The organism is Couchioplanes caeruleus (genome assembly GCF_003751945.1).
Classification (GTDB): Bacteria; Actinomycetota; Actinomycetes; order Mycobacteriales; family Micromonosporaceae; genus Actinoplanes; species Actinoplanes caeruleus.
This window is the reverse complement of sequence record NZ_RJKL01000001.1, coordinates 4,334,230-4,358,901: the sequence shown is the minus strand read 5'-3', so window position 1 is coordinate 4,358,901 and position 24,672 is coordinate 4,334,230. Positions and strand designations below refer to the sequence as shown.

Annotated in this window: 20 protein-coding genes, 1 tRNA gene and 1 pseudogene; 15 read left to right on the top strand and 7 right to left on the bottom strand. The window is 69.9% G+C overall.

Going from position 1 to position 24,672, the window contains the following annotated elements:
- Positions 1 to 106: 106 nt before the first annotated feature.
- From EDD30_RS19490 to EDD30_RS19455, 8 genes are all read left to right on the top strand, one after another.
- A complete protein-coding gene (locus EDD30_RS19490) occupies positions 107 to 709 on the top strand; it encodes a TetR/AcrR family transcriptional regulator (protein WP_071804002.1) in 603 nt (200 codons plus the stop codon).
- Positions 710 to 982: 273 nt separating this feature from the next.
- The gene (locus EDD30_RS19485; protein ID WP_071804004.1) at positions 983 to 2,320 is read left to right on the top strand and encodes an acetyl-CoA carboxylase biotin carboxylase subunit; all 1,338 of its coding nucleotides are present in this window, start codon (positions 983 to 985) and stop codon (positions 2,318 to 2,320) included.
- 16 nt (positions 2,321 to 2,336) lie between these two features.
- On the top strand, positions 2,337 to 3,218 hold the full coding sequence (locus EDD30_RS19480) for a hydroxymethylglutaryl-CoA lyase (RefSeq protein WP_071804006.1): 882 nt from the start codon (positions 2,337 to 2,339) through the stop codon (positions 3,216 to 3,218).
- 229 nt (positions 3,219 to 3,447) lie between these two features.
- Positions 3,448 to 4,422, top strand: coding sequence for a hypothetical protein (locus tag EDD30_RS19475; RefSeq protein ID WP_143162594.1), 975 nt, complete (start codon positions 3,448 to 3,450; stop codon positions 4,420 to 4,422).
- A 341-nt stretch (positions 4,423 to 4,763) separates the two neighbouring features.
- The gene (locus EDD30_RS19470; RefSeq protein WP_071804010.1) at positions 4,764 to 5,921 is read left to right on the top strand and encodes a chaplin family protein; all 1,158 of its coding nucleotides are present in this window, start codon (positions 4,764 to 4,766) and stop codon (positions 5,919 to 5,921) included.
- A gap of 209 nt (positions 5,922 to 6,130) precedes the next feature.
- Positions 6,131 to 7,657 (top strand): acyl-CoA carboxylase subunit beta, encoded by a 1,527-nt coding sequence (locus tag EDD30_RS19465; protein WP_071804012.1) that lies wholly within the window; start codon positions 6,131 to 6,133, stop codon positions 7,655 to 7,657.
- 25 nt (positions 7,658 to 7,682) lie between these two features.
- Complete coding sequence (locus tag EDD30_RS19460; RefSeq protein ID WP_071804014.1) at positions 7,683 to 8,840, top strand: acyl-CoA dehydrogenase family protein; 1,158 nt, start codon at positions 7,683 to 7,685, stop codon at positions 8,838 to 8,840.
- A 132-nt stretch (positions 8,841 to 8,972) separates the two neighbouring features.
- Positions 8,973 to 11,456 carry an ATP-binding protein gene (locus tag EDD30_RS19455; RefSeq protein ID WP_071804016.1) on the top strand — a complete coding sequence of 828 codons (2,484 nt, stop codon included), beginning with the start codon at positions 8,973 to 8,975 and terminating at the stop codon, positions 11,454 to 11,456.
- A 306-nt stretch (positions 11,457 to 11,762) separates the two neighbouring features.
- On the opposite strand, the gene EDD30_RS19450 is transcribed toward EDD30_RS19455, so the two are convergent.
- The gene (locus tag EDD30_RS19450; RefSeq protein WP_071804018.1) at positions 11,763 to 12,257 is read right to left on the bottom strand and encodes a MarR family winged helix-turn-helix transcriptional regulator; all 495 of its coding nucleotides are present in this window, start codon (positions 12,255 to 12,257) and stop codon (positions 11,763 to 11,765) included.
- A gap of 99 nt (positions 12,258 to 12,356) precedes the next feature.
- On the opposite strand from EDD30_RS19450, the gene EDD30_RS19445 reads away from it, so the two are divergent.
- Together EDD30_RS19445 and EDD30_RS19440 are read left to right on the top strand one after the other, a co-directional pair.
- Positions 12,357 to 12,938, top strand: a complete 582-nt coding sequence (locus EDD30_RS19445) for a YceI family protein (RefSeq protein WP_071804020.1) — start codon at positions 12,357 to 12,359, stop codon at positions 12,936 to 12,938.
- Between the two features lie 804 nt (positions 12,939 to 13,742).
- Positions 13,743 to 15,095: pseudogene (locus EDD30_RS19440) on the top strand (glutamate-cysteine ligase family protein); the annotation flags it as partial.
- A gap of 63 nt (positions 15,096 to 15,158) precedes the next feature.
- On the opposite strand, the gene EDD30_RS19435 reads toward EDD30_RS19440, so the two are convergent.
- Positions 15,159 to 16,793: a Hansenula MRAKII killer toxin-resistant protein 1 gene (locus EDD30_RS19435; RefSeq protein ID WP_211277716.1), complete on the bottom strand. Its 1,635-nt coding sequence runs from the start codon at positions 16,791 to 16,793 to the stop codon at positions 15,159 to 15,161.
- Between the two features lie 249 nt (positions 16,794 to 17,042).
- Between EDD30_RS19435 and EDD30_RS19430 the strand changes: the two genes are divergently transcribed.
- A complete protein-coding gene (locus tag EDD30_RS19430; protein WP_071804024.1) occupies positions 17,043 to 17,804 on the top strand; it encodes a PASTA domain-containing protein in 762 nt (253 codons plus the stop codon).
- 34 nt (positions 17,805 to 17,838) lie between these two features.
- On the opposite strand, the gene EDD30_RS19425 is transcribed toward EDD30_RS19430, so the two are convergent.
- A complete protein-coding gene (locus EDD30_RS19425) occupies positions 17,839 to 18,138 on the bottom strand; it encodes a hypothetical protein (RefSeq protein ID WP_071804026.1) in 300 nt (99 codons plus the stop codon).
- Positions 18,139 to 18,574: 436 nt separating this feature from the next.
- On the opposite strand from EDD30_RS19425, the gene EDD30_RS19420 reads away from it, so the two are divergent.
- From EDD30_RS19420 to EDD30_RS19410, 3 genes are all read left to right on the top strand, one after another.
- On the top strand, positions 18,575 to 19,456 hold the full coding sequence (locus tag EDD30_RS19420) for a helix-turn-helix domain-containing protein (RefSeq protein ID WP_071804028.1): 882 nt from the start codon (positions 18,575 to 18,577) through the stop codon (positions 19,454 to 19,456).
- Entirely contained in the window at positions 19,420 to 19,644 is a 225-nt protein-coding gene (locus EDD30_RS19415; protein ID WP_071804030.1) for a DUF397 domain-containing protein, read from the top strand. Before EDD30_RS19420 ends, EDD30_RS19415 begins: the two co-directional genes overlap by 37 nt.
- 333 nt (positions 19,645 to 19,977) lie before the next feature.
- Positions 19,978 to 20,430 carry a hypothetical protein gene (locus EDD30_RS19410; protein ID WP_071804032.1) on the top strand — a complete coding sequence of 151 codons (453 nt, stop codon included), beginning with the start codon at positions 19,978 to 19,980 and terminating at the stop codon, positions 20,428 to 20,430.
- A 6-nt stretch (positions 20,431 to 20,436) separates the two neighbouring features.
- Here EDD30_RS19410 and EDD30_RS19405 read toward each other — a convergent pair whose 3' ends face one another.
- The 4 genes from EDD30_RS19405 to EDD30_RS19390 form a co-directional block, all read right to left on the bottom strand.
- Positions 20,437 to 21,093, bottom strand: coding sequence for a hypothetical protein (locus tag EDD30_RS19405; protein ID WP_071804034.1), 657 nt, complete (start codon positions 21,091 to 21,093; stop codon positions 20,437 to 20,439).
- A 328-nt stretch (positions 21,094 to 21,421) separates the two neighbouring features.
- Positions 21,422 to 22,243: a WecB/TagA/CpsF family glycosyltransferase gene (locus tag EDD30_RS19400; protein WP_071804036.1), complete on the bottom strand. Its 822-nt coding sequence runs from the start codon at positions 22,241 to 22,243 to the stop codon at positions 21,422 to 21,424.
- Positions 22,225 to 23,298: an NAD-dependent epimerase/dehydratase family protein gene (locus EDD30_RS19395; protein ID WP_071804038.1), complete on the bottom strand. Its 1,074-nt coding sequence runs from the start codon at positions 23,296 to 23,298 to the stop codon at positions 22,225 to 22,227. Before EDD30_RS19395 ends, EDD30_RS19400 begins: the two co-directional genes overlap by 19 nt.
- Before the next feature lie 338 nt (positions 23,299 to 23,636).
- Positions 23,637 to 23,719, bottom strand: a tRNA-Leu gene (locus tag EDD30_RS19390).
- A 168-nt stretch (positions 23,720 to 23,887) separates the two neighbouring features.
- Between EDD30_RS19390 and EDD30_RS19385 the strand changes: the two genes are divergently transcribed.
- Positions 23,888 to 24,667 (top strand): FHA domain-containing protein, encoded by a 780-nt coding sequence (locus tag EDD30_RS19385; protein ID WP_071804065.1) that lies wholly within the window; start codon positions 23,888 to 23,890, stop codon positions 24,665 to 24,667.
- Positions 24,668 to 24,672 lie beyond the last annotated feature (5 nt).

Genomic DNA, 24,672 nt, shown 5'->3' with positions numbered 1-24,672 from the left:
GACGCCGCTCAACCCCGGTGAAGCGAGCCGCGAGCCGACCGGCATCGGACGGAAGTGCCTGAACGGCCGTTAAGGGGAGGGCTTGACAGCGGGTTAGAGTTGCCAGGTGACGGTAGATCAGCAGCAGCGTCCCGGACCGCCGGCTCCGCGCCGGCGTTCGCGCCGGGACGAGATCCTGGAGATCGCGGTCGGCCTCTTCGCCGCCCGGGGATATCACGGTGTGTCGATGGATGACATCGGCTCGGCGGCAGGTGTCACCGGCCCGGCGCTCTACCACCACTTCGCGGGCAAAGAGGCCATGCTGGTGGCTGCCCTCATCCCGGTGAGCGAGAGCCTGCTGCACGGCGGCAAGGACCGCGTCGCCCGCCATCCGGACGATGCGCGGGCCGCGCTCGCCGACCTGATCGAGTTCCACGTCGAGTTCGCACTGGCCCACCCGGCGGTCATCGCTCTGCACCTGCATGAGCTGGACCGGCTGCCCGAGGAGCCGCGCCGGCAGATTCGCCGCCTCCAGCGCCTCTATGTCGAGGAGTGGGTCGCCGTGCTCGCCACGCTGCGCCCTGAGCTCGATGCGGCCGAGGCCCGCGTGCTCGCCCACTCCGCCTTCGGCCTGATGAATTCGACGCCATTCCTCGGCGGCGAGGTGGACCGGCGCCGGCGGGCGGTCCTGCTGCGAGAGGCCACCGTGCACGCCCTGATCGGCCGCTGACCAAGCCCAATCCCCGTGGGGTGAGTGGAACGGCCGAAGGCCCGGAACGCGAGAACGCCGAGCAAGGCCGGAACGCCAGCCGGGAACGCCAAGCAAGAGCAAGGCCGGGAACGCCAGCGCGGCCGGGAACGCCAAGCAAGAGCAAGGCGGAGAAGGCCGGGAACGGCGAGCACGGCCGAGGAAGGCCGAGGCGGAGCAAGGCCACGGAAGGCCGACCCACCTCGAGCTGTCACCAAGATTCCACCAGGTAGAGAGACCAAGAGAAAGAGCGAAATGATCGAGTCGCTGCTCATCGCCAACCGGGGCGAGATCGCCCGCCGGATCATCCGTACCGCCAAGCGGCTGGGGATCCGGTCGATCGCGGTCTACTCCGAGGCGGACGCGGGCATGCCGTTCGTCACCGAGGCGGACGAGGCGGTGTGCGTCGGACCGGCCAACCCGGCCGAGAGCTACCGCAACACCGAGGCCATCCTCGCCGCCGCGAAGTCCACCGGCGCGCAGGCCATCCACCCCGGCTACGGCTTCCTGAGCGAGAACGCCGACTTCGCCCGTACGGTCGAGGCCAACGGTCTGGTGTGGGTCGGACCGTCCGCCGATGCGATCACCGCGATGGGCGACAAGATCAATGCTCGGAACCTGATGGCCGCGGCCGGCGTGCCGGTCGCGCCCGGCACACAGGACCCGGCGGCCTCCGTGGAGGCGGCGATCGAGGCCGCGACCGGGATCGGCTACCCGGTGATGGTCAAGGCGGCCGCGGGCGGCGGTGGCATGGGCATGGCCGTCGCGAACGACGAGGCAGGCCTGCGCACCGAGTACGACAAGGTCCGCGGGTTCGCCGAGCGCATGTTCGGCGACGGCTCGGTGCTCATCGAGCGCTACTTCCCGCGGGTACGCCACGTCGAGGTGCAGATCCTGGGTCTGGCGGACGGCCGCGTGATCGCCCTCAGCGAGCGTGAGTGCTCGGTGCAGCGGCGCAACCAGAAGCTGGTCGAGGAGGCGCCGAGCCCGGCGGTCGGCCCCGAGCTGCGCGCGCGTTTCCTGGCCGCGGCGGTGAAGGCCGGTGAGGCCGTCAGCTACCGCAACGCCGGCACCGTCGAGTGCCTGCTCGACCCCTCTACCGGCGAGTTCTTCTTCCTGGAGATGAACACGCGGCTGCAGGTCGAGCACCCGATCACCGAGCTCATCCACGGCATCGACCTGGTCGAGCAGCAGTTGCGGATCGCCTCCGGCGAGGCGCCCACCTTCGACGTGGACGCGCTCACGACGACCGGGCACGCGATCGAGCTCCGGGTCAACGCCGAGGACCCCAAGCGGTTCCTGCCGGGTCCCGGCAAGGTCAGCGCCTGGGTGGAGCCGACCGGCGAGGGCGTCCGGGTGGACTCCGGCTACGCGGCCGACACCACGGTGACGCCGTTCTACGACTCGCTGATGGCGAAGCTGATCGTCTTCGGCGCCGACCGGGCGGACGCGATCGCCAAGGCGCGGACCGCGGTGGCCGGGTTCGAGATCGCCGGGCCCAAGAACAACCTGCCGTTCTTCGCCGAGCTGCTGGAGAACGACGAGTTCCTGTCCGGCGACTATGACACGGGCATCGTGTCCCGGATGCGCTGACGAGGGGGATACAGACATGACGACGGCGGTCTCGATCCGGGAAGTGGCTCCCCGCGACGGGCTCCAGAACGAGGAACCCATCCCGACCGACGACAAGGTGCGGCTGATCGACGCGCTCTCGCGGACGGGTGTGAAGCGGATCGAGGCCGTCTCTTTCGTCCACCCCAAGGCCATCCCGCAGATGGCCGACGCCGACGAGGTATGGGCGCGGGCCTGGCACAATCCGGACATTCGGTATTCCGCGCTCATCCCCAACACCCGCGGCGCCGAGCGGGCGATTAAGGCCGGTTTCGGGGAGATCGAGGTTGTGGTCTCCGCCAGCGACACGCACAACCGCCGCAACCTCAATCGCTCCACCGAGGAGTCGCTCGACGACATCGCCGGGCTCATTCCGCTGGTCCATGAGGCCGGGGCGACGCTCGAGGTGATCGTCGCCACCAGCTTCGGCTGTCCGTTCGAGGGGGACATCGACCCCGACCGGGTCGCGGCCATGGTCGAGCGGGTCCGCGCCGACGGCGCGGACCGCGTCGCGTTCGGCGACACCACCGGCATGGCGACCCCGCGCCGGGTCCGTGACCTGCTTTCGGCCGTACGCCCGGAGCTGCTCCACTTCCACAACACCCGGGGTACGGGGCTGGCGAACGTCCTGACCGCCCTGGAGCTCGGCGTGACCGAGTTCGACGCGAGCGTCGGCGGAATCGGCGGGTGCCCGTACGCGCCCGGCGCCTCCGGGAACATCGCGACCGAGGAGGTCGTGCACATGCTTGAGGACATGGGCATCGCCACCGGCATCGATCTGGAATCCCTGATCAACGTGGCCGAGATGGCCGAAGGTCTGCTGGGTCGCACGCTCCCGTCGGGCGTTCTTCGGGCCGGACCGCGTACCAGATTGGTTTGATCACCGGACCCATTCCTGAGAATCCGCCGGAAAACGTCCGATCGATTTTCTCCATTCGCCCGCGTGACCCTGACTGTGTCGCTTCGTTACCAATATCGAGTGGCCGATCAATCGGCCGCCGGTCACGAGTCGACGACGAGGGGCGGGACCAATGACGGGGTGGGGGGTCGAGCGCAGGCCGCGCCCGGCACGCCGTCCGTCGGCCGTCTTGTCCACCGGCTCCGCGCTCATGCCGCCCCACAGCCAGGGGGCGGAGCGGCGACGGGGACGGTCCGGATCCCGATGGGGTCTGCGCGCACTGGTCGTCGGCGGTCTCGCCGGCGCGGCCTGGTTGCTCTCCGGAGCCGCCGCCCACGCCACCGACCATGATCCGGCGACCGATGTGCTCTCGGCCGGTTCGTCGCTGCTCGGCGCCGTGGTTCACGGCGGCGGAGCGGACGCGCCGGTGGCCGACCGGATCCTCAAGACGGCCGTGAAGCCGTGGGAGTCCGGCGGCGATCGCACCGGGGCTCACTTCGGTGAGCTGCTCCCGCAGCCGGTGCGCGACCTCGGCACGGCGGCCACGATCCACGGGGTTGTGGGCGCGGTCGGCGAGGTCACCCAGGTCGGCAAGGACACGGGCTCCGCCCTGGGCGGGGTCGACCGTGTCGTCCGGGGCATCACCGCCCCAGTTCGCCTTACCGGCGAGGCGGTGGACACCGGTCCGCTCGCCCCGGTGACCGCTCCGGTGACCGATCTGCTGCATGACGTGGCGGAGCCGGAGCCGGCGGCACCGCAGCGGGAACGTCCGGAGCCGGGCGCGGGCACCACAAAGCCTGCCACCGTGCCCACGGATCCGGCCGTCACGGCACCGGCGTCCGGCAGGCCGGGCGCGGACGTGGCCGCGGGCGAGCAGAAGTCCGCACCGGTCCTCACGACGGACCTGGTGTGGCACAAGGTGGGAAAGACCGTCACGGCCGCTGTGCCGACGACGGTCCGCGAAACACCCGGTGGTGATGGACCCGCACCGCTGCGGGTCGACCCCGGGGCAGCGAACGGGATCCCGGCCTCCGGATCGGGAACCTTGACGGACGGTGGTCCCTCCGCGGCCGTCCTTCCGTCAGCGGTCGCGGACAGCACGACGGCTTGCCGCCGGCTGCCGATCGCGGCCGATGTCGAGGTCCGGCGCGATGACGCCGAGGCACCGACCGTCTCACCTGACTAGTGGCGGCACGCCGGGCGCAGGAGCGCCCCAGGCGATGAGGCCCGATTCCTGGAACCGTTTGCGAACAAGCGGCGAATCATCACCAGGCCCGGGCCGTCACATGACCGCGAGCGAAAGCGCCGGTACGCGGATGAGGGTTGTTCACGACCTCCCTCGAATTGCGCGAAAGCGTAATTCGGACGGATGTTCTCCACCGTCGTGAACCATTCTCACTGGGCGCATGTCGACGAGCGGGGTCAGGGCAGCCGATAAACAGCCAGGGCACCGCTGCGCCCGGAAGCACCATTCAACTGAATACGCGACTCACCATTTCTGACAATTTCCGAAAGGCTCTTCTCTCCATGAAGACTTGGGTTCGTAAGACTCTGAGCGTCGGTGTCCTGGCCGCGGGCGCCCTGCTGCTGGCCCCGGCCGCCGCGCACGCCGACCAGAACAGCTCCGGCAACGTCGGCGTCGCCAACGGCACGCAGGTGCTGACCAAGGTGGCCGTGCCGCTGAACGTGGTCGGCAACTCGATCGGTGTCGCCGGTGAGTCGAACGCCGCGGGCCAGGGCATCAACTGGGTCGAGAGCGGCAAGCACGGCAAGGGTGGCAAGTACTCCCAGAACAGCCACGGCAACGTGGGCGTGCTGAACGGTACGCAGATCCTCGTCCCGGTCACCGTGCCGGTGAACGTGGTGGGCAACGCGGTCTCCGTCCTCGGCGTGGCGAACGCGGCCGGCACCGGCGTCAACAAGACCGAGAGCACCAGGACCGAGCACACCAAGGTCGACCAGGACTCGTCCGGCAACGTCGGCATCGCCAACGGCACCCAGATCGCCGCGCCGATCGACGTGCCGATCAACGTCTGCGGCAACTCGCTGGCGGTCCTGGGCCTGGCCAACTCGCAGGCTGCCTGCATGAACGGCGGTCGGCACACCGAGGGCATCCGGCAGGACAGCTCCGGCAACATCGGTGCCCTCAACGGCACGCAGATCGCGCTCCCGATCCACGTCCCGCTGAACGTGACCGGCAACGCGGTCTCCGTCCTGGGCGTGGCGAACGCGGCCGGCGCCTCGCAGAACGAGTCGGGCCACCAGGGCGGCGGCATCAAGCAGGACAGCAACGGCAACGTCGGCCTGCTGAACGGCACGCAGATCGCCGCCCCGATCACCGTTCCGATCAACATCTGCGGCAACGCGCTCGCCGTGCTCGGTGTGGCCGACGCGGCGGCTGCCTGCTCGAACGGCACCGGCGGCAACAACGGCGGCCACCACGACGACGACGACAACGACGGTGACGGCGGCAACGACGGCGACAACGACGGCGGCTACCCCGGCGACGACGATGACGTCGCCGGCGACGGTGGCGCGGTGGGCAACGACGACGACGCCTACGGCGACGCGCCGCGCAAGGCCCACAAGGCCGAGGCCACGGCGGTCGACGGCCTCACCCAGAGCCTGAGCAACGCGGGTGGCGTCAACCTGGGCGGCCTCGAGGTCTCGAAGCTGCTCAAGTAACACCCGAGCGGGACCCGGGTCACGCCGGTCCCGGGCGTGGCCCGAGCGGCGCCATCCGGCGCCGAGCAGGGAAGAAACCGGTGCTCCTCCACAGCACCGGCACCATCGGACGGGAGTTCTCGCAGCCGCGGGGGCTCCCGTTCGCGTCTGGTCCCAGAGTCTGGAATGCGCTAGCCTAACGATCGTTCAGGACGCAACGAGGGGGCCACGTGGCATTCGACGAGGAAGCGCTGGCGCAGGCGCGCAAGCGGGCGGCCGCGGGCGGCGCGGAGAAGTACCACGCCGCGAACGCCGCGAAGGGCAAGCTCTTCGCCCGGGAGCGGATCGCCCTGCTCGTCGACGACGGCTCCTTCGTCGAGGACGGGCTCTTCGCCAACAGCCTGGCCGAAGGACTTCCGGCGGACGGCGTGATCACCGGAAATGCCCGGATCGACGGGCGCGATGTGTGCATCATGGCGAACGACTCGACCGTGAAGGCGGGGTCGTGGGGCGCCCGTACGGTCGAGAAGATCATCCGCATCATCGAGCGGGCGTACGCGACCGGCGTACCCATGGTCTATCTCGTCGACTCGGCGGGCGCGCGCATCACCGACCAGGTCGACCTCTTCCCGGGCCGGCGCGGAGCCGGCAAGATCTTCCACAACCAGGTCAAGGCCTCCGGGTCGATCCCGCAGGTGTGCGCCCTGTTCGGGCCGTCCGCCGCGGGCGGCGCCTACATCCCGGCCTTCTGCGACGTGGTCGCCATGGTCGAGGGCAACGCCAGCATGTACCTCGGCTCCGACCGCATGGTCGAGATGGTCACGGGGGAGAAGACGACCCTCGAGGCGATGGGCGGCGCGCGGGTGCACTGCGCCGAGTCGGGCGTCGGGCATTTCCTCTGCAAGACCGAGCAGGAGGCCCTGGACGCCGTCCGCTCGTACCTGTCGTATCTGCCGTCGAACTACACGCAGCAGCCGCCGGCCGCGGAGGCGGGCGCACCGGCCAAAGTGGATCTCGGCGCGCTGGTCCCGGAGAGTGAGCGGCAGGCGTTCGACATGCGCCGCTACATCAAGGGCATCGTCGACAAGGACTCGTTCTTCGAGATCCAGGCGCTGTGGGCCAAGGAGCTGACGGTCGGCTTCGCCCGGCTGGACGGCGAGGTCATCGGGGTCGTCGGCAACAACTCGATGTTCAAGGGCGGCGTGCTCTTCGTCGACTCGGCCGACAAGGCCAGCCGCTTCGTGCAGCTCTGCGACGCCTTCAACGTGCCGCTGCTCTTCCTTTCCGACGTGCCCGGCTTCATGGTCGGCTCGGCCGTGGAGAAGCAGGGCATCATCCGCCACGGCGCCAAGATGATCACCGCGATCTCCGAGGCGACCGTGCCCAAGATCTGCGTCGTGGTCCGTAAGGCGTACGGCGCCGGCCTGTACGCGATGGCCGGTCCCGGCTTCGAGCCGGACGCGACGATCGCCCTGCCCACCGCCAAGATCGCGGTGATGGGTGCGGAGGCGGCCGTGAACGCCGTCTACGCCAACAAGATCGCGGCGCTGCCCGAGGAGGACCGCGCCGCCTTCATCGCCGAGCGCCGCGCCGAGTACGAGCGCGACATCGACATTCTGCGGCTCGCCAGCGAGCTCGTGATCGACGCCATCGTCGAGCCGGGTGACCTGCGCGCCGAGCTCGTCCGGCGGTACAGCGCCGCCCGCGGCAAGGACCGCGCCTTCTCCCGTCGCCGCCACGGCGTCACCCCTGTCTAGTTCCACCGTCTCGAAGGGACACGCCATGGTCGACTTCCGGCTCAGCGAGGAGCAGGAGGCACTGCGCGACAGCGTCCGGGATTTCGCCCGCGAGCAGGTCGCGCCCGTGATCGCCGAGCACTATGAGCACAAGACCTTCCCGTACGACGTGATCCGGCAGATGGGCAAGATGGGCCTCTTCGGCCTGCCCTTCGCCGAGGAGCACGGCGGCATGGGCGGCGACTACTTCGCGCTCTGCCTGGCCCTCGAGGAGCTGGCGCGGGTCGACAGCAGCGTCGCGATCACCCTGGAGGCGGCCGTCTCGCTGGGTGCCATGCCGATCTACCGCTTCGGTACGGACGAACAGAAGGCCCGCTGGCTCCCGCAGCTCTGCAGCGGCGAGGCCCTGGCCGCGTTCGGTCTCACCGAGCCGGGAACGGGCTCGGACGCCGCCGGGACGACCACGCGCGCCGTGCTGGACGAGTCCACCGGCGAATGGGTGATCAACGGCTCGAAGGCCTTCATCACCAACTCGGGCACCGACATCACCAACCTGGTGACCGTCATGGCGGTGACCGGGACGCGGCCGGACGGCTCGAAGGAGCTGTCCACCATCATCGTGCCGTCGGGCACCCCCGGCTTCACGGTCGCGCCCGGATATTCCAAGGTCGGCTGGTGCGCGTCCGACACGCACGAGCTCGCGTTCGACGACGTCCGCGTGCCGGCGGCGAATCTGCTCGGCGAGCGGGGCCGGGGCTTCGCCCAGTTCCTGCGCATCCTCGACGAGGGACGGATCGCGATCGCGGCCCTCTCCACCGGCCTGGCCCAGGGCTGCGTCGACGAGTCGGTGAAGTACGCCAGGGAGCGCCACGCGTTCGGCCAGCCGATCGGCAACTACCAGGCCGTCCAGTTCATGATCGCGGACATGGAGATGCGGGCGTACACCGCGCGGCTCGGCTACTACGACGCGGCGGCCCGCATGCTCGCCGGCGAGGACTTCAAGCGGTACGCGGCCGCCGCCAAGCTGAACGCCAGCAACGCCGCCATGGAGAACAGCCGGTGGGCCACCCAGGTGCACGGCGGCTACGGCTTCATGAACGAGTCCGCGGTGGGACGCTTCTACCGCGACGCCAAGATCCTCGAAGTCGGCGAGGGCACCTCCGAGGTGCAGCGCATGCTGATCGCCCGGGGGCTCGGACTGTAGAACGTGGACTCCGCGGCAGAGCTTGGACTCCGCGGCAGAACCGCGGCAAAACCGGCGGCGGTTGCGTCGGTTTGTCGACAAACGGGGACGTGAACTCGGCATTCATCGCCATGTCTGCCTAGGTTCGTCTTCATGACGTCCGATCACGGGGCGGACCAGGAAGGTCCGGGATTCGACGCCGTGCTGCGCAGTTACCGGCTGCGGGCGACGTTGACCCAGGAGGAGCTCGCGGCCCGAGCGGCGGTCGGGGTGCGTACGGTCCGCGACCTGGAGCGTGGCCGGGCCTCCCGGCCGCAGCGCACCACGGCGGAGCTGCTCGCCGCCGCGCTGGGTCTGGCCGGTGCCGACCGGCTCGCCTTCCTCGCCGCCGCTCGCGGGCACTCCTCACGAACGCAACCTCCGCCGCGCTACGTGCGGCTGCCGCCGGCGAGCGACCTGATCGGCCGGGACGACGAAGTGACCCAGTTGGTCACCCGACTGTCCCGGCCGCCGGGCGACGGGTCCCGCGGCATCACGCTCGTCGGCCTGGCCGGGGTCGGCAAGACCAGCCTGGCACTGACCGTCTCGCATCGGGTGACGCAGGCCTATCCGGGCGGCGTCGCCGGCGTCGTGGTCACCGACGGGTCGACCGCGGGTGAGGTGCTCGGCGGCGTCGCCGCGGTCTTCGGGGTCGGCCGCCCCGACGACCTCGCTCCCCGCTTCGCCGGACGCTCGGCACTACTGCTCATCGACGCCGTCGACCGTGCGCCCGAGGCGCTCGCCGAGGCCCTCGGCCGGCTCCTGACCCAGCATCCGACGCTGCGCTTCCTCGCCACCGGGCGCCATCCCATCGGCCTGCCCTCCGAACGCGTCCAGCCGGTGGCTCCGCTGGTCGCTCCGCCCGAGGCCGCCGGGACAACCCTCGCGGAGGCGGCCGGTTACCCGGCCGTGGCGCTCTTCCTCGACCGGCTCGCCCAGGTCCGTGGCACACCCGTCGATCCGGACGAGGTGGGCCCGCTGGTCGCGCTCGTCCGCCGCCTCGGCGGTCTGCCCATCGCCCTCGAGCTGGCGGCGGCCCGCGGGCGGGTGCTGACCGTCGCGGAGATCCTCGATCGGTACGGCGACCGCGTGCTCGACCTCTCCGGCCGCCCGGCCGACGGTGGCGTGGTCGGCGCCCGCGACCTGGAGGGCCGCCCCACGGACACCGGCGTCGTCTCGGTCCGCGACGCGGTGGCGGCCAGTTACCGCCTGCTCTCGATCGCCGAGCGGAAGGCGCTGCACCGCCTCGCGACGTTCCGCAACCGGTGGTCGCTGGACCTGGCCGAGAAGATCATCGACCGCGACCCGACGGTCGACGTGGTGCATCTTCTGGACCGCTTCCTCGAGCTCGGCCTGCTCAGCGCCCGCGGCGCCCGCGCCTTCCGGTTCCGGCTGCTCGACGTGGTGGGGGACTACGCCTGCGAGCAGGCGGCGGCCCTGGGTGACCTCCCGTCGGCGCGCCGACGCCACGCCGAGGTGATGGCCGACCTGGCGCTGTCCATCGCCCCGGACCTCAAGGGCGCCCATCTCGCGGAGGCCGCCGCCCGCCTCGACGACGTCTCGGGCGATCTGGGTGCGGCTCTCACGTACGCGGCCAAGGAGGACCCGCACACGGCCCTGCACCTAGCGGCCTGCCTGCCGCGCTGGTGGCGGTTCCGCGGTCGGGACGTGACCGGCAGGCAGTGGCTGCGGCGGCTGCTGGCCGACCCGCGTACGGCGGACGCCGACCCGGCGATCCGGGCCTGGGCCAAGGTGGGGCTGGCACAACTCGCGCTGGAACACGGCTCCGGCGCCGAGGAGATCGGCTCGGCGCAGGCGGCCCTGACCGAGTTTGCCGCGCTCGGCGACGTGGCGGGCCAGCTCATGGCCCACACCCAGCTCGCCGCGCTGTGGATGACGGCGCACGGCTACGACCGGGCGCGTGCCCACGGCGAGGCGGCGCTCGAACTGGCCCGGCGCAGCGGCCGGATCCGCGACATGGCGGTCGCCGAGAACAATCTGACCTGGCACGAGATCCGCGAGGGAAACCTGCCTGCGGCCCGTGCCCGGCTGGCCGAGGTCGACAAGCTGGCCGGCCGCTGCGGCGAGCACCGGCTCCGGGCGGTCGCCGTGGCCAACCTCGCCGAGGTGGAGCGGCTAGACGGCCGGTGTGACGAGGCCGCCCGGCTGGGCCGGCACGCGATCGCGGAACTGGAGGACGTCGGTGACCCGGGTCACCGACGCCGCGTCCTGGCCACGATCGGGCTGGCCTTGGCGGAGGCCGGCCGCACGCGGGAGACCGAGGGCGTTCTGGCCGAGCTGCGGCCGGCGGACGCGGGCGCGCCGGCGGACGGCCCGGTGGCCGTGGTCGAGGGGGCGCTGGCTCTGCTGCGGGGAGACGAGCGGAAGGCGGCCGAGCTCTTCGAGGTCGCGGCGGCGGCGTACGAGGGCGGACACGACCCTCGCGACACGGTGGAGGCGGTGGTGGGTCTCATCCGGTGCACGCGGGAGGCCGAGAAGCGGGCCAAGATGGTGCACCGGCTGCATGAGATGTGCCGTACGAGTGGAATCGCCCTGCTGCCCCGGGACCTGAAGCTGATCGGCGCGTCGGCGGAGTGAGGGGTGTTCCGCGCCGCGGCCACCGTGGCGTGGACGACCGGCGCTTTCCGTGCCCCCCACAACGCCGGTCGTCGCATCGCCCCGGTAACGCGGCGTGAACGATGACTCCCCCGATGTTCCCGCCCTGCCTCGGCCGCGCCGCGTCCCCCTTGCGGAGATCACCCTAGCGGGATAGACCTGCGGAAATGCGTAGATAGACGGGTTTCGACCCCGGGTGGTGGCGGTTCTGCCGGTACTTCTGCCGGTTACCACCCGGTGTTCACAAGCAGGTAGTCAGCACCTCACCCTACGTAGCGCAGCCGCCTTTCAGTGGGCGGCTGGAGCCGGTTCGGGGTCGGTGGTGCCGGCCGTCGCGCACGGGTTCACCGCATCGCGGATGGTGCGCAGCGACTCGGTGAACTCGGTGAGCTGCGCGGGCGAGAGCTGGCCGATGAACCACCGCTGCATGAGCTCGAGGTGGCCCGGCAGGACCTCGTCCAGGCGGGCGAGACCGGCGTCGGTGATCACCGCGTACGAGCTGCGGCGGTCGCTGGGACAGGCCTCTCGCCGGACCAGGCCCTCGCGGTCCATGCGGTCCACGACGCGGGTGACGCCGCTGGTCGACAGGGAGGTCTGCCCGGCCAGGTCGGTCATCCGCAGCCGGTTCTGCGGGGAACGCGCGAGCCTCAGCAGCACCTCGAACTCGACCGAGGAGAGCCGGTGCTGCTCGAACTGGGCGGCGAAGCGGTTGGTCAGGCCGGTGAAGGCCTCGGCGAAGAGGCCGAAGGCCGTGAATCGGGGGTCGTCGAAGTTGATTCCCACGCCACCATGCTAACAGCGTTCGCTTGACAACGGGAATATTGCTGGGTTTATAGTTGCTCCGTCAGACAAATACTTGCTCAGCCTCCGAGAGGACACGTCATGACCGACACCGCCGCCACCGGTACCCGCGAGTTCCAGGGCCTCCAGATCCCCGCCGCCGGCACCTACGAGCTCGACGCCGCGCACAAGCGGGTCGGCTTCATGGTGCGCCACCTGATGGTCAGCAAGGTTCGCGGCAGCTTCGCCGAGGCCACCTCGACCATCACCATCGCCGAGAACCCGCTGGAGTCCTCGGTCTCCGCCTCCATCCAGACCGCCAGCGTGCACACCGGCCAGGCGGACCGTGACAACCACCTGCGCACGGGCGACTTCTTCGAGGCGGAGAAGTACCCGACCATGGACTTCCGCAGCACCGGCATCAAGTCGTTCGAGGGCAACGAGATCGTCCTCGACGGCGAGCTCACCATCAAGGACGTCACCAGGCCGGTCGAACTCCTCGTCGAGTTCGAGGGCGCGACCGTCAGCCCGTACGGTCAGCAGGTCTTCGGCTTCAGTGCCACCACCGAGATCGACCGCGAGGACTGGGGTCTGACCTACAACATGGCGCTGGAGTCCGGCGGCGTCATGATCGGCAAGAAGGTCAAGATCGAGATCGAGGGCGAGGCCATCCGGCAGGCCTGAGCCCCGCACCGGGGGCGGAAATGCCCGGAATTCTCCGCGCGGTTCCCGAACCTCCCGAGGCCTTTTCAGGAAAGCCTTCCGGGGAGGTCGGCACCTACGCGGATTCGCTGACGAGAGGCGCCACCGATGCGGGCGGCGCCTCTCGCGCGTCCGCGGCCCGGTTGATCGCTGCGTTGTGGCCGATGTGCGCCGCCCGGCGAGAGCATCCCGCCAGGTGGGCGATCGTCCGCGCCAGGCGGGTTCTCGGCGATGCGGGCCGTAACCGGTTTCGACGTCCCGGTGGTGTCCTGCTCCACCGCCGGACGCATCCGTTTCCTCGTGCACCGCCAACCCCTCCGACCAGCACTATCGCCTCCGCCGCACCACCCTGTGGCACTCCGCTGGCGATAGGAACCGGGGAGTGCGATGGTGGACCGAGCGCGTCCGCACGCTCACCCAGAGCTGATGAGTGTCCGTTTCGTCCCTGGCCACGGTTACCGGGCCCACATAACGTGAGAGCGTCACGCGAACGTGCCAGGAGGATCGATGGGTAAGGACCTCTCCGGTTCCGTCTTCTCCAACGAGGACCGGGTCCACTACCGGCAGAAGGTCCGACGTTGCCTGGACGTCCTCGCCCTGATGCTGGACCGCCGCGTCGCCTCCGCCGGCGAACGACCGCGCTCCCTCTGCGACGAACGACCCGGCCCGGTCCGGCACCAGTCCTCGGCCGAAGGCCTCCGCCCGGGCGGCGCCGATGGGCCGCGAGCCGGTGGCGACGCTGCGCATGCGGGATCACCGGGTCCGATCCCGTTCGACACCGACAGCCGGATGACCGGCCTCGAGATCGAGCTCAACCTCATGGACGCCGAGGCCGAACCGGCGATGCGCAACGCCGAGATCCTCGCCGACCTCGCCGACCCGATGTTCCAGACCGAACTGGGTCAGTTCAACCTCGAGCTCAACGCCCGGCCCCGGATGATCTGCGGCGACGGCTTCGCCGACTACGAGCGTGACCTGCTCGAAAGCCTCGCCCGCGCCGAGGAGCGGGCCCGCAAGTCCGACGCCACGATCGTGCTCATCGGCAGCCTGCCGACTCTCAAGCCGGACCATCTCGTCTTGGCGAACCTCTCGGCGAACGAGCGGTACCGCGCCCTCAACGACCAGATCGTCGGCGCCCGCGGCGAGCAGTTCAGTGTGGACATCCGCGGCGTCGAACGGCTGCAGACCGCCAACGACTCGATCGCACCCGAGGCGGCGTGCACGAGCGTGCAGTTCCACATGCAGGTTCCGCCGGACAGGTTCGCCGCGTACTGGAACGCCTCCCAGGCGGTGGCGGCGATCCAGGTCGCGATCGGGGCGAACTCCCCGTACCTGCATGGCCGTCGGCTCTGGGCCGAGACCCGGATCGCGCTGTTCGAGCAGGCCACCGACACCAGGCCGGAGGAGCTCAAGGCACAGGGAGTGCGCCCCCGCGTCTGGTTCGGCGAGCGATGGATCACCTCGGTGTTCGACCTTTTCGAGGAGAACGTCCGCTACTTTCCGCCGCTGCTGCCCATCCTCGACGAGGAGGACCCCATCGCGGCTCTTCAGCGCGGCGAGGTGCCGAGCCTCGGCGAACTGCGCCTGCACAATGGCACGGTCTACCGCTGGAACCGGCCGGTCTACGACGTCATGAACGGCCGCCCCCACCTCCGCGTCGAGAACAGGGTGCTGCCCGCCGGACCGACCGTCGTGGACATGCTGGCCAACGCGGCCTTCTACTACGGCCTGACCCGCCAGCTCGCCGAGGAGGAAAGGCCCATCTGGAGCCGCCTGCCGTTCCCGGCCGCCGAGGACAACTTCCACGCGGCGGCCCGCAGGGGGATGGAAACCACGATCCATTGGCCGGGTACGGGAGAACGCCCGGTAACCACCCTCGTCCGCGACATCCTCCTCCCCAAGGCACACCAGGGCCTGGCGAAGTTCGGCGTCGGCGCGGCGCACCGCGAACGCCTGCTCGGCATCATCGACGGCCGCTGCCGCACCGGCCGTAACGGCGCGACCTGGCAGACGGAGGCGGTGTGGCACGCCGAGCACCACAAGGGCCTCGACCGCTACGGCGCCCTCCACGACATGCTGCTGCGATACAGCACCCACCAGCAGACGAACGAGCCGGTCCACACCTGGCCGGCCGACTAGCCGAAATCGGCCGAGGGCTGTGACGCGAAGGCGGAAGCCCGCCTGTCACGTGCCTGGCCGGCTCTAAGCCGGACCGTCGTTCGGGTCCTCGGGCGCGGGCTTGGACCGTGACGCCGGCTTTGTTCCGCTCGCCCGCTTGGCGGGCGCCTTCCTGGCCGCCGAGGCCGACTTGCTCGGGCCCGCCGCGGGCCGCTTGGTATTCGCGGCCGGCGAAGGGGTGTCGCCGACGGTCGAGGGTGCGGTGCCGGGAACCGAGGGTGCGGCGCAGGATGCGCGAGGCGTCGGCCCCTCCGCCGTCGACGGATTGATCTTTACGACGTCGGGGCTGGCCGGCGGCCGAGCGACCGTTTCCCGCGAAGGTGCTGAGGCCCGCGAGGACGAAGGTGCTGAGGCCGGCGAGGGTGGAGCGCCCGAGGGCGGCGAAGGTGAAGGTGCGGTGGCCTGTGGGGACGATCGAGCGGACGCGGGCGCTTGTGCGCGCCCCGTCGCTACGGAAGCCGGGTCTCCGACCGGTCGCTCCGCCCCGTTTCGTCCGCGGCGCAGCCGACCCAGCAGCGACGGCTTCTGCCGCTCAGCAGACGGCCCGGCGATCTCCGCAGCGGCGGAGTCTTTGCCCGCCCGCGCGGCGATCTCAGATAAGGGCCCGCGCGATACTCCCGATTGTGCGGATTCCGCAGGCGCACCCGCCTGCGCGGACTTCGAAGGCGCGCCCGTACCTGCGGATCCCGGAGACGAGTCCGTCCGCGTGGATCCCGACGAGGTTCCCGTCTGTGCGGGACGGGCCGCGTCCCGGCCGGAGGTGAGTGCGGGGCGCTGCGCCGGAATGCCGGATGCAGCCGCGGTCCGGGCCGTGCGCCGGGTGGCGCGCCGCTGGGCGAGGGCGACCGTCGCCGCCGAGCCCGCGAGTCCGGCCAGGACGGCATACGGTGCCGTCAGGTAGGCGGAACCGAGCGGGCCGAGAGCCGGCGTGAACTGCGGTGCCAGGCAGAAGAAGGCGGCCGCGACCAACAGCGGGCCCACCGCGCCCGAGGAGGCCGCGCCCACGCCGAGGTTTCCGCGCCGGGCGGCGGGCCATGCCCCGGCGACGCCGAGGATGAAGGCCGCTAGCAGCGTGAGCAGCGCTTCTCGCCAATGGATGGTGCCACTGTCCGCCGCGACGAACTGCCAGCTCGACAGGTAGGTCGCCGTCGGCCGGTGCCAGAAGACGTCCGCCGCGACCGCCGCGACGGCCAAGGCCCAGAGCCAGCCGGCCGTGGCGATCAGGTTGGTCGCCGCCGGGTAGGAGACCACCGCCCAGTACGCGAGGACGAGTCCCACCAGAACCCCGATGACGGCGTACCCTCCGGCCACCGTCTCGGGGGAGAAGGTGTCCGCGCGTACGGAAGCTCGTGCGGGAAGCGCGATCAGCGCGACCGTCAGCAGGGCGCCGACCGCCGCGGACGCCGCCAGCGCGAAGCGCCAGGGTCCCCCGGCCGCCCGGCCGAGCCGTCCCGCGATGACCGCGCCGAACACGGTGGCGGTCGCCGCCGTCCAGGTCGCCCAGCCGAGGCTGCTCAGCCAGACGCTGCCGTCGGTTGTGACGCCCGTGGGCCAGACCACCACGCCCAGGCCGTATCCCAGACCGAGCTGGGCGGCGCCGGTCCCCGCGGCCACCCCGGCCGCGGCTCCCACCTGCGCTGTCCAGCCCCTAGCGGCCATGCGGGGCACTGTAGCCGTCGAGGACGATGCCTGCGAATCGATGAGCCAAGGCTTCAAGATTGGTTAAGTTGATTCTGAGGAACCGGCCGAGGGAAAGGTACGGCGATGTCCGACGACACCGGCGAGTTCTTCCCTTTCCGCGACGAAGCCTCCGGTGAGGGAGAAAAACACCCGGATGGGGGTCCCCGAAAGGGGGACGATTCAACACAGGGGATACCGCGGAAGCCGGCCGGACCGGACCGTACGGCGATGTTTCCGGCCGTCAACGATGCGACGGCCGTCCATCGCGGCGGCGACGATGATGTGACGAGCGTCTATCGCGCCGGTGGTGATGATGCGACGACCGTCTATCGGGCCGGCGGCGATGACGCCACCGCCGTCTATCCACCGGCGAGCGGTGGGGAGTGGGCGGACGACGATCAGATCTGGGCGGGTCGTGCCGGGGTGCGCCGGCCGCGGTCGGGCGCCGATGCCGCCGGGGACTGGGCTTTGGTGCCCGGCGATGAGCCGCAGGGCAGGTGGTGGATGCCCATCGTCGTGGGCCTGGTGGCGCTTCTGCTGCTCGGCACGCTGAGCTGGGGAGTCTGGCTGATCGCGCAGTCCACCCGCGACGATGAGGAGCAGGTGCCGGTCACCGTCCCGACGAGGTCGGCCACCCCGGCGAAGACGACGGAGCCGACCAGTCAGCCGCCGTCGACGGCGCCCACGACCGCGCAGCCGTCGAGCGATCCGCCCAGTTTGCCCAAGGATGTGGCCATTCCCGCGCTGCGCGGGCTGTCACTGGATGAGGCCAGGGGCGCACTGAACCGGAGCGGCCTGAGCTACCGCCTGCGGTACGTGACCAGCACGGAGGCCCCGCCCGGGACGGTGATCGACAGCGATCCGAGCGAGGGCCGCCAGGTGCCCGCCGACACGATCGTCAACCTGATCGTCGCGTCGGCACCGACCGCGACGACGGCATCGTCGACCAATCCGGACGGCGGCGCGGATCAGGGCGCCGACGAGGACTGACCAGGCGTTTCAGGCGATCCGGGTGCGGCCCGGCTCAGCGGTTGGCGCGCATGGCCCGGGCGGGGACGACGCCCGAGCTCATGCCCGGCTGTCGGCCGTTGCGGGTGCGGGGGTCGGGTGCCTTGCCGACCTGGCGAAGGCCACTCAACTGCACGAAGATCGATCGGCGCTCCACCGCGTCGCCCGAGGAGTTGAGCTCGTAGCCGTCCAGCCAGATCCAACCCTCGTACGTCGGCCAGTCGTGAACGCGGATGACCCGGAAAAGCATCGGCGCCGAGAATTGGACGCTCGCCGCCTTCGTCACGTGTATGACATCGCCGGACCGAGGAAGCACGTCAACTCCTGTCCTGAAACCAGTCTCGAGGCAAACACCGTTTTGCCGTTACCGAACACAGATGTTCCAGTGTGCCCGGCTCGTACGCCTTGGCAACGTCGAGGGGATGCCAATCCCACCACTGTGCCGGGCGCCGCCGTCGGTCCCCGCCAGGACCCCGCGACTTCGTGAAGTCCACGTAGGACATCGGTCGGAGCCGACTCCCGCGAGGGGCGGGTTGTCGGGCTGGCGTCGTCACCGGGGGCATTGAGTGACTTCCGCCATACCGAAAGATTGCACCACGCCTGGGATCGATGCAAGTTGCATGTCAGCCGTCCGTGACTAAGTGATCACTGTCGACGCTTGAAGGATCAAGAGATCAACAGAGAGACTGAGACCCGACAGGCATCGTACGGCGGAGCGCGTCGTCGTTCCCGCCGCACCTTCGGAGGTAAGCGTGAATCCGCGCCGCAGCCCCACTATCCGTCGTCGCCGACTCGGTGCTGAACTGCGCAGATACCGCGACGCCGCGGGCGTGACGATCGAGGTGGTCGCCGATCGGCTGGGCTGCTCACCGTCCAAAGTGTCCCGGATCGAGACCGGGCACACCAGCGCCACCCCGCGCGATGTCAAGGACATGTTGGACATTTACGGCATTAATGGCGCGGAATCCGACGAATTAGTGCAGATTTCACGGGAGGCGCGGCAAAAGGGATGGTGGCATCCCTTCAGCACGGTGCTGACCGGCGCTTATGTGGGGCTCGAGGCGGCGGCCAAGTCGATCCGGGCGTATGAGCAGCAGGTCGTGCCCGGACTTCTGCAGACCGACAGGTATGCAATTGCCATGATTCGGTCCGCCCGATTGGGTGACAGCGAACAGGAAATAGAGCAACGGGTACGAGTCCGAATGGCTCGCCAAGCGTTATTGATTCAGGACGATCCGATCGATCTTTGGGTGGTGCTCGATGAGGCGGTGCTGAGCCGGCCGGTCGGCGGCGACGAGGTCATGCGAGATCAATTGCTGCGATTGGCCGAGATGACCGAGCTGCCGAACGTGACCCTCCAGATCCTGCCGTTCGCGGTGGGCGCCCACGCCGGCATGGACGGCACCTTCGCGATCCTCGACTTCCCCGATGCCGAGGACCCGAATGTGGTGTTCGCCGAGAACGCGACGGGCGGTCTGTTCCTGGAGAAGACCGACGAACTCCGCAAGTACAACTCCATCTTCGACACCATCCAGGCGACGGCCCTCTCACCTGAGGAGTCCAAGAACATGATCGTAATGCTGGCAGAGGAGCCATTGTGGAAGTCGAGACCAAGGGTTTCCGGATCGATCTGAGCCGCGCGGAGTGGTTCAAGAGCACGCGCAGCGGCCCCAACTGCGACAACTGCGTCGAGGTGGCCTTCGTGGACGAGGCCATCGCCGTACGCGACTCGAAGAACCCGACGGGACCCGCATTGATCTTCACCGCGGAGGAATGGGACGCCTTCGTCGGCGGCGCCAAGGACGGCGAGTTCGACCTGTAGGCGGCCGAGCGCCGGGTTGTGGCCCTGCGGGGGGACGGCGCCGGACCGGCCGACGACCGCTCTCGCTCCGTCGGCGGAGCGTGGTCGCCGACCGGTTCGGCCCACCCGTAGCCCTCGCCGAGAGGGCACTCGTAGCCCTCGCCGAGAGGGCAGAGGGCATCCGCGGCATTTCGCCGTATTTGCACCGTCGCCCCTCGGGGGTCTCCTCGTTGAACGCCTTAAGCGCGGACCGGACCGCGCCGGCGTAACGCTGCTTTGCCCGTACGGCTGACCGTCCCCCTCGCGTGACGGTGCGGGCAGGGTCAACTCAACGAGCGAGGCAAGGCGAAAACAATGACGATGGGTTCCGACAATCTGAGCAACGGGACGTCGACCGCGCAGGACCGCTTCAGCGGCGGCGTCAGCGCGTACCGGCAGAACCGGCGCGAGGCCGCGCTCGCGGCCGAGAACGGCGACGGCGAACTGGTGTCGCGCAGCAGCGGGCCGAGCCTGTCCCCGTCGGGCCTGCCGACCCGTACCCCGATCGAACCGACCAGCGCGCTGGACCGTGCGGCGAAGCTGCCCTCGCTGGACATGCAGGGCCTCACCGAGCCGGTGTTCTCGCCGGGCGGCTGGGTCGACGCGGCACCCTCACAGTCGATGGCGGATCACCCGCTGCTGCGTGGTCTGCTGCTGGAGCTTCCGGTCCGGGGTGCGTTGCCGCCGTCCGAGTGGCTGGACCGCTGGTTCGAGGCGGCCCGCTCGATTCTCGAGCTGCTCTACGTGCAGGAAGCCAAGCGCCAGTAGCGCCGGCTAACCGACCATGACCTCCGGGGCGGCCGGCACCGGCGGTGAAACTTCGACCTCGGCCTTCGGCTGCGCCGTCGGCCGGGCGTGAAGCCGGCCATGGGACAGCGGCGCGAGCGCGGCCACGCTGAGCCGGCTGTGCCGCACGGCGTGGCGCGCCGTGAGCACGACCACGATCACGGCGGCCGCGGTGAGCGCTCCGCCGGTGACACCCGTTCCCGGCACCTCGATCACACCGGCCACCGATGCGACGCCGATCGTCGCTGCCAGGCCGGTCACCTGCAGCGGCGCGGCGACCAGCGGATGGGCGGCGGCGGCCAGCAGTGCCGGCGGCGCCGGCGCCAGCGGCGCCGTGGCGAACGCATTGACGCCGCGCCGGATGTGAGTGAGCCGCCGCGCGGTCACGGTCACCACCAGAAGCGCGGGTACGGCGGGGAGCAGCGCCGCCGCCGGCGCCGTGGACTCGCCCGGCGCCAGAACCGTCACCAGGAGCACGGCGACGAACACCGCGACCCCGGCACCGGCCATCATGGACAGCGCGCGGGTCCGTTGCCGGAGCGCGCGGGCCGTGTGTGCGCCCGGGAGCACGTCGGCGACCAGTCCGGCGGCGAGCCAGACCGCGGCGAGGGTGCCGGCCAGGATGAGGTCCGTCGTGGTGTTCACATCGACAGACTTCACCAGTCGCGCAACCCGCAAAACCGGGATATCACCGGATCGGCGTCCCTTAGGGGCATCGCCGTGACGTGGTGTTGTCGAGACGTTACGGCGCGTTCTCATTCCAATGGGCGAAGCGGACAATGCCCCCTGTTGCGGCCGTGATGCGTGTCCTAGTGTCGGGTGCCAAGACACCGGCGACGCAGAGGGACTCAGGCCAACCAGGGGCCGCACGCCGGAGGCGACGGGCACGACCTGGGGAGGTCGGCCGGGATCCCACCCGCGACGCGGCGGGGATCCCGGCACCGCCCGGTTCCACCCGGCCGCGGATGGGCCCTCAGACGGCGAAGGTCTGCACCGGCTCGCTCGTTCCGGCCGGCGGCGCGGCCTTCCACACGCCCGCCTTCTGCACGGCGAGCCGCGAGAGGTAGGCCGGGTTCAGCAGGAGGTAGCGCTTCCACAGCCGCTTGGGCTCGAGCCCGAGCCGCCACAGCCACTCCAGCGAGTACTTCTGCATCCACGGCGGCGGGTTCTTCAGCAGGCCCGCGTGGTAGTCGAAGGCCGCGCCCACCGCGAGCAGCGGCATGTCCAGCAACGGCCGCATCGCGTGCGCCCAGACCTCCTGGCGCGGGCAGCCGAGGCCGACCAGGACGATCCGAGCCCCCGACGCCTTGATCCGGTCGGCGATCTCGGCCTCTTCGCCGGGCCGGTTGCTGCGGAACTTGGAGGACTCGACGCCGGCGATCTTCAGCGCCGGAAACATCTTCTCCAGCGCGGGGATCAGTTTGTCCAGGGTGGATTCGGTTGACCCGTACAGGTAGACCGGCAGGCCCTCATCCGCGGCCTGACGCAGCACCCGCAGGGTGAGCTCCGGGCCGTAGACGCGGTCGCCGAGGCCGGCCCGGTGCAGGAGGTTGAGGGCGCCGCGGACGGGCTGGCCGTCCGGCGTCACGAGGTCGAACGAGTTGAGGCGGGCGTTGTGCGCTTTGTCCTGGACGCCGGTCATCACGCCGTGCACGGCGAGCGCGGTGACGGCGTAGTGCCGGCGCTCCCGGGCCGCCTCGATGATCCGGGCGGTGGCGGCCTCGTAGTCGACGGCGTCGACCAGGACGCCGAGGACGTTGCGCTTGCCCTGGTCGATCATGAAGCCGGAACCCACTTGTCGACGTTGGCCTCGTAGATCTCCTGCAGGATCATCGGTACGTCGTAGACCTGCTTCCACTCCGGGTAGTCGTCCTGGAAGGCGGCCATCGAACCGATCCACCACTGGTGGTCGCCGATGCGGTTGTCGTCCACGTACTCCGTGATCATCGGAGTGCCGCTGATCTTCTCCGCCAGGGCGAACGCCTCGAGGTTCGAGCAGTTCGAGTGCCGCCCACCGCCGAGGTTGTACACCTTCGCCGAGCCCGGATTGCGGAAGAACGCCTCGAACGCGCTCAGCACGTCGTGGCTGTGGATCGCGTCGCGGACCTGCTTGCCCTTGTAGCCGAAGATCCGGTACGTGCGCCGCTCCATGTTCGCCCGCATGACGTAGCCGAGGAAACCGTGCAGCTCGGTCGCGGAGTGGGCCGGCCCGGTGAGCGTGCCCCCGCGGAAGATCGCCGTCTTCATCCCGAAGTAACGGCCGTACTCCTGGGCCATCACATCGGCCGCGACCTTCGAGGCGCCGAAGATCGAGTGCAGACACGCATCGATCGACATGCCCTCGGTGATGCCGTCGTAGTACGGATGGGCCGGGTCGAGCTCCCACCGCGTCTCCTGCTCGACCAGCGGCAACCGGTTCGGGGTGTCCCCGTACACCTTGTTGGTGGAGCAGTGGATGAACGGCGCCTCGATGCAGTGCTCCCGCGTGTTCTGCAGCATCGTCAGCGTCCCACCGGCGTTGACATCGAAGTCCGTGTACGGATCCCGCACGGCCCAGTCATGCGACGGCTGTGCCGCTGCATGGATCACCACGGCGATGTCCTTGCCGTACCGCTGGAAGATCCGAGCCACCGCATCCCGGTCCCGGATGTCCACCCCGTGGTGCTCGTACGCCGATCCCAGCTCGGCGGTCAACCGCTGCACATTCCACGCCGTCGAAGCCTCGGCCCCGAAGAATTCCTGCCGCATGTCGTTGTCGATCCCGACAACATCAAGCCCCAGCCCGGCGAAGTGCCGCACCGCCTCGGACCCGATGAGCCCACCTGATCCGGTCACCAAAGCAACGGCCACGAGCGAACTCTCCAGAGGGTCTCGACACCAAAAAACCAGACGAGAGCATAACCCGCCCAACCCCACCCCCCAACGAACTCACCGCCAAGGCAAGAGCTCAGAGAGCACCCAGGGGACAAGGGAGCGGGGCAAGGGAACAAGGGGGCAAGGGGCGAAGCCCCAACCAAGCTCCCGAAGCCCGAATCAAGGGTGGCGCAGCCGCACGAGTCACCCAGAGTGACCAACCCCACCAAGGCGGCCACCGCACCGTGGGGCTTCCGGGGGCTCGGCCCCGGAGCAGATATGACGAGTGGCCCCAGGTCCGCGCGTTCTGCGGACAGGGACCACCCGGACACTCGTGGGGATGGGGGGAGTTGAACCCCCACGTCCTTTCGGACACACGGACCTGAACCGTGCGCGTCTGCCATTCCGCCACATCCCCGTGGCACTGCATCAGCCGGAACAGATTACGCTGTCCCTCGTTACATCGCGAGCAAGTACCGCCCGTGACGCCAGGGAAGATTAGCACGGCGTCAGGGGCCGCTATACGAGGGTCAGGAGCGACCGGTCGCTCGTCGCGAAGATGCGCAAGCGGCGGCCGGATACCATCATGTCCTCGGAACCCGAGGAGGAGCCGGTGAGCGTGCTGCAGCGCTTTGAGAAGCGGTTGGAAGGCCTGGTCGAGGGGGCCTTCGCGAAGGTGTTCAAGGGTGTCGTGCACCCAGTGGAGATTCTGAATGCCATGCAGCGGGAGGCCGAGGCACACAAGGCTATCCTCGCCGGTGGCCGGACTCTCGTGCCGAACCGTTACGTGATCGATCTTTCGCCGTACGACCACAGCAGGCTGGCGCCGTATGCCGCCGCGCTGGCGCAGGAGCTGGCGCAGTCGCAGGCGGAGTTCATCGGCGAGCAGGCCTGGACGGTGTACGGCGACGTCATCGTCGAGATCGAGCGCGGCGACGGGCTCGACACGGGCATGTTCCGGGTGACGGCGGAGGTGTACACCGGCGGCGAGGTCGCCCCGGTGCAGCAGCCGGCGTACGACGCCCAGCCCGCCTACTCGCCGTACGACCAGCAGCCGGGCGGATACCAGCACGGGCACAACGGTCGTAACGTCGGCCTGGTCTCGGGCGACGGGCGTACCTATCCGTTGCAGATGGGTTCGACCGTCATCGGCCGAGGTGACCAGGCGAACCTGCGTCTGCCGGATGTCGGCATCTCGCGCCGGCACGCCCGTCTGGACTACGACGGCAGCCAGGTGGTGCTGACCGATCTCGGTTCGACGAACGGCACCATGGTCAACGGCCAGCGGGTGTCGGCGGTGGCGCTCAACCCGGGCGACATGATCCAGTTGGGCACCACCACGTTGACGTTCCGAGTGGACGGCTAGCCACC

Coding starts and splice junctions, on each gene's coding strand:
- EDD30_RS19485 (WP_071804004.1), top strand. CDS start 983: ATGATCGAGTCGCTGCTCATCGCCAACCGGGGCGAGATCGCCCGCCGG.
- EDD30_RS19480 (WP_071804006.1), top strand. CDS start 2,337: ATGACGACGGCGGTCTCGATCCGGGAAGTGGCTCCCCGCGACGGGCTC.
- EDD30_RS19475 (WP_143162594.1), top strand. CDS start 3,448: ATGCCGCCCCACAGCCAGGGGGCGGAGCGGCGACGGGGACGGTCCGGA.
- EDD30_RS19470 (WP_071804010.1), top strand. CDS start 4,764: ATGAAGACTTGGGTTCGTAAGACTCTGAGCGTCGGTGTCCTGGCCGCG.
- EDD30_RS19460 (WP_071804014.1), top strand. CDS start 7,683: ATGGTCGACTTCCGGCTCAGCGAGGAGCAGGAGGCACTGCGCGACAGC.
- EDD30_RS19455 (WP_071804016.1), top strand. CDS start 8,973: ATGACGTCCGATCACGGGGCGGACCAGGAAGGTCCGGGATTCGACGCC.
- EDD30_RS19445 (WP_071804020.1), top strand. CDS start 12,357: ATGACCGACACCGCCGCCACCGGTACCCGCGAGTTCCAGGGCCTCCAG.
- EDD30_RS19435 (WP_211277716.1), bottom strand. CDS start 16,793: ATGGCCGCTAGGGGCTGGACAGCGCAGGTGGGAGCCGCGGCCGGGGTG.
- EDD30_RS19430 (WP_071804024.1), top strand. CDS start 17,043: ATGTTTCCGGCCGTCAACGATGCGACGGCCGTCCATCGCGGCGGCGAC.
- EDD30_RS19410 (WP_071804032.1), top strand. CDS start 19,978: ATGACGATGGGTTCCGACAATCTGAGCAACGGGACGTCGACCGCGCAG.
- EDD30_RS19385 (WP_071804065.1), top strand. CDS start 23,888: ATGTCCTCGGAACCCGAGGAGGAGCCGGTGAGCGTGCTGCAGCGCTTT.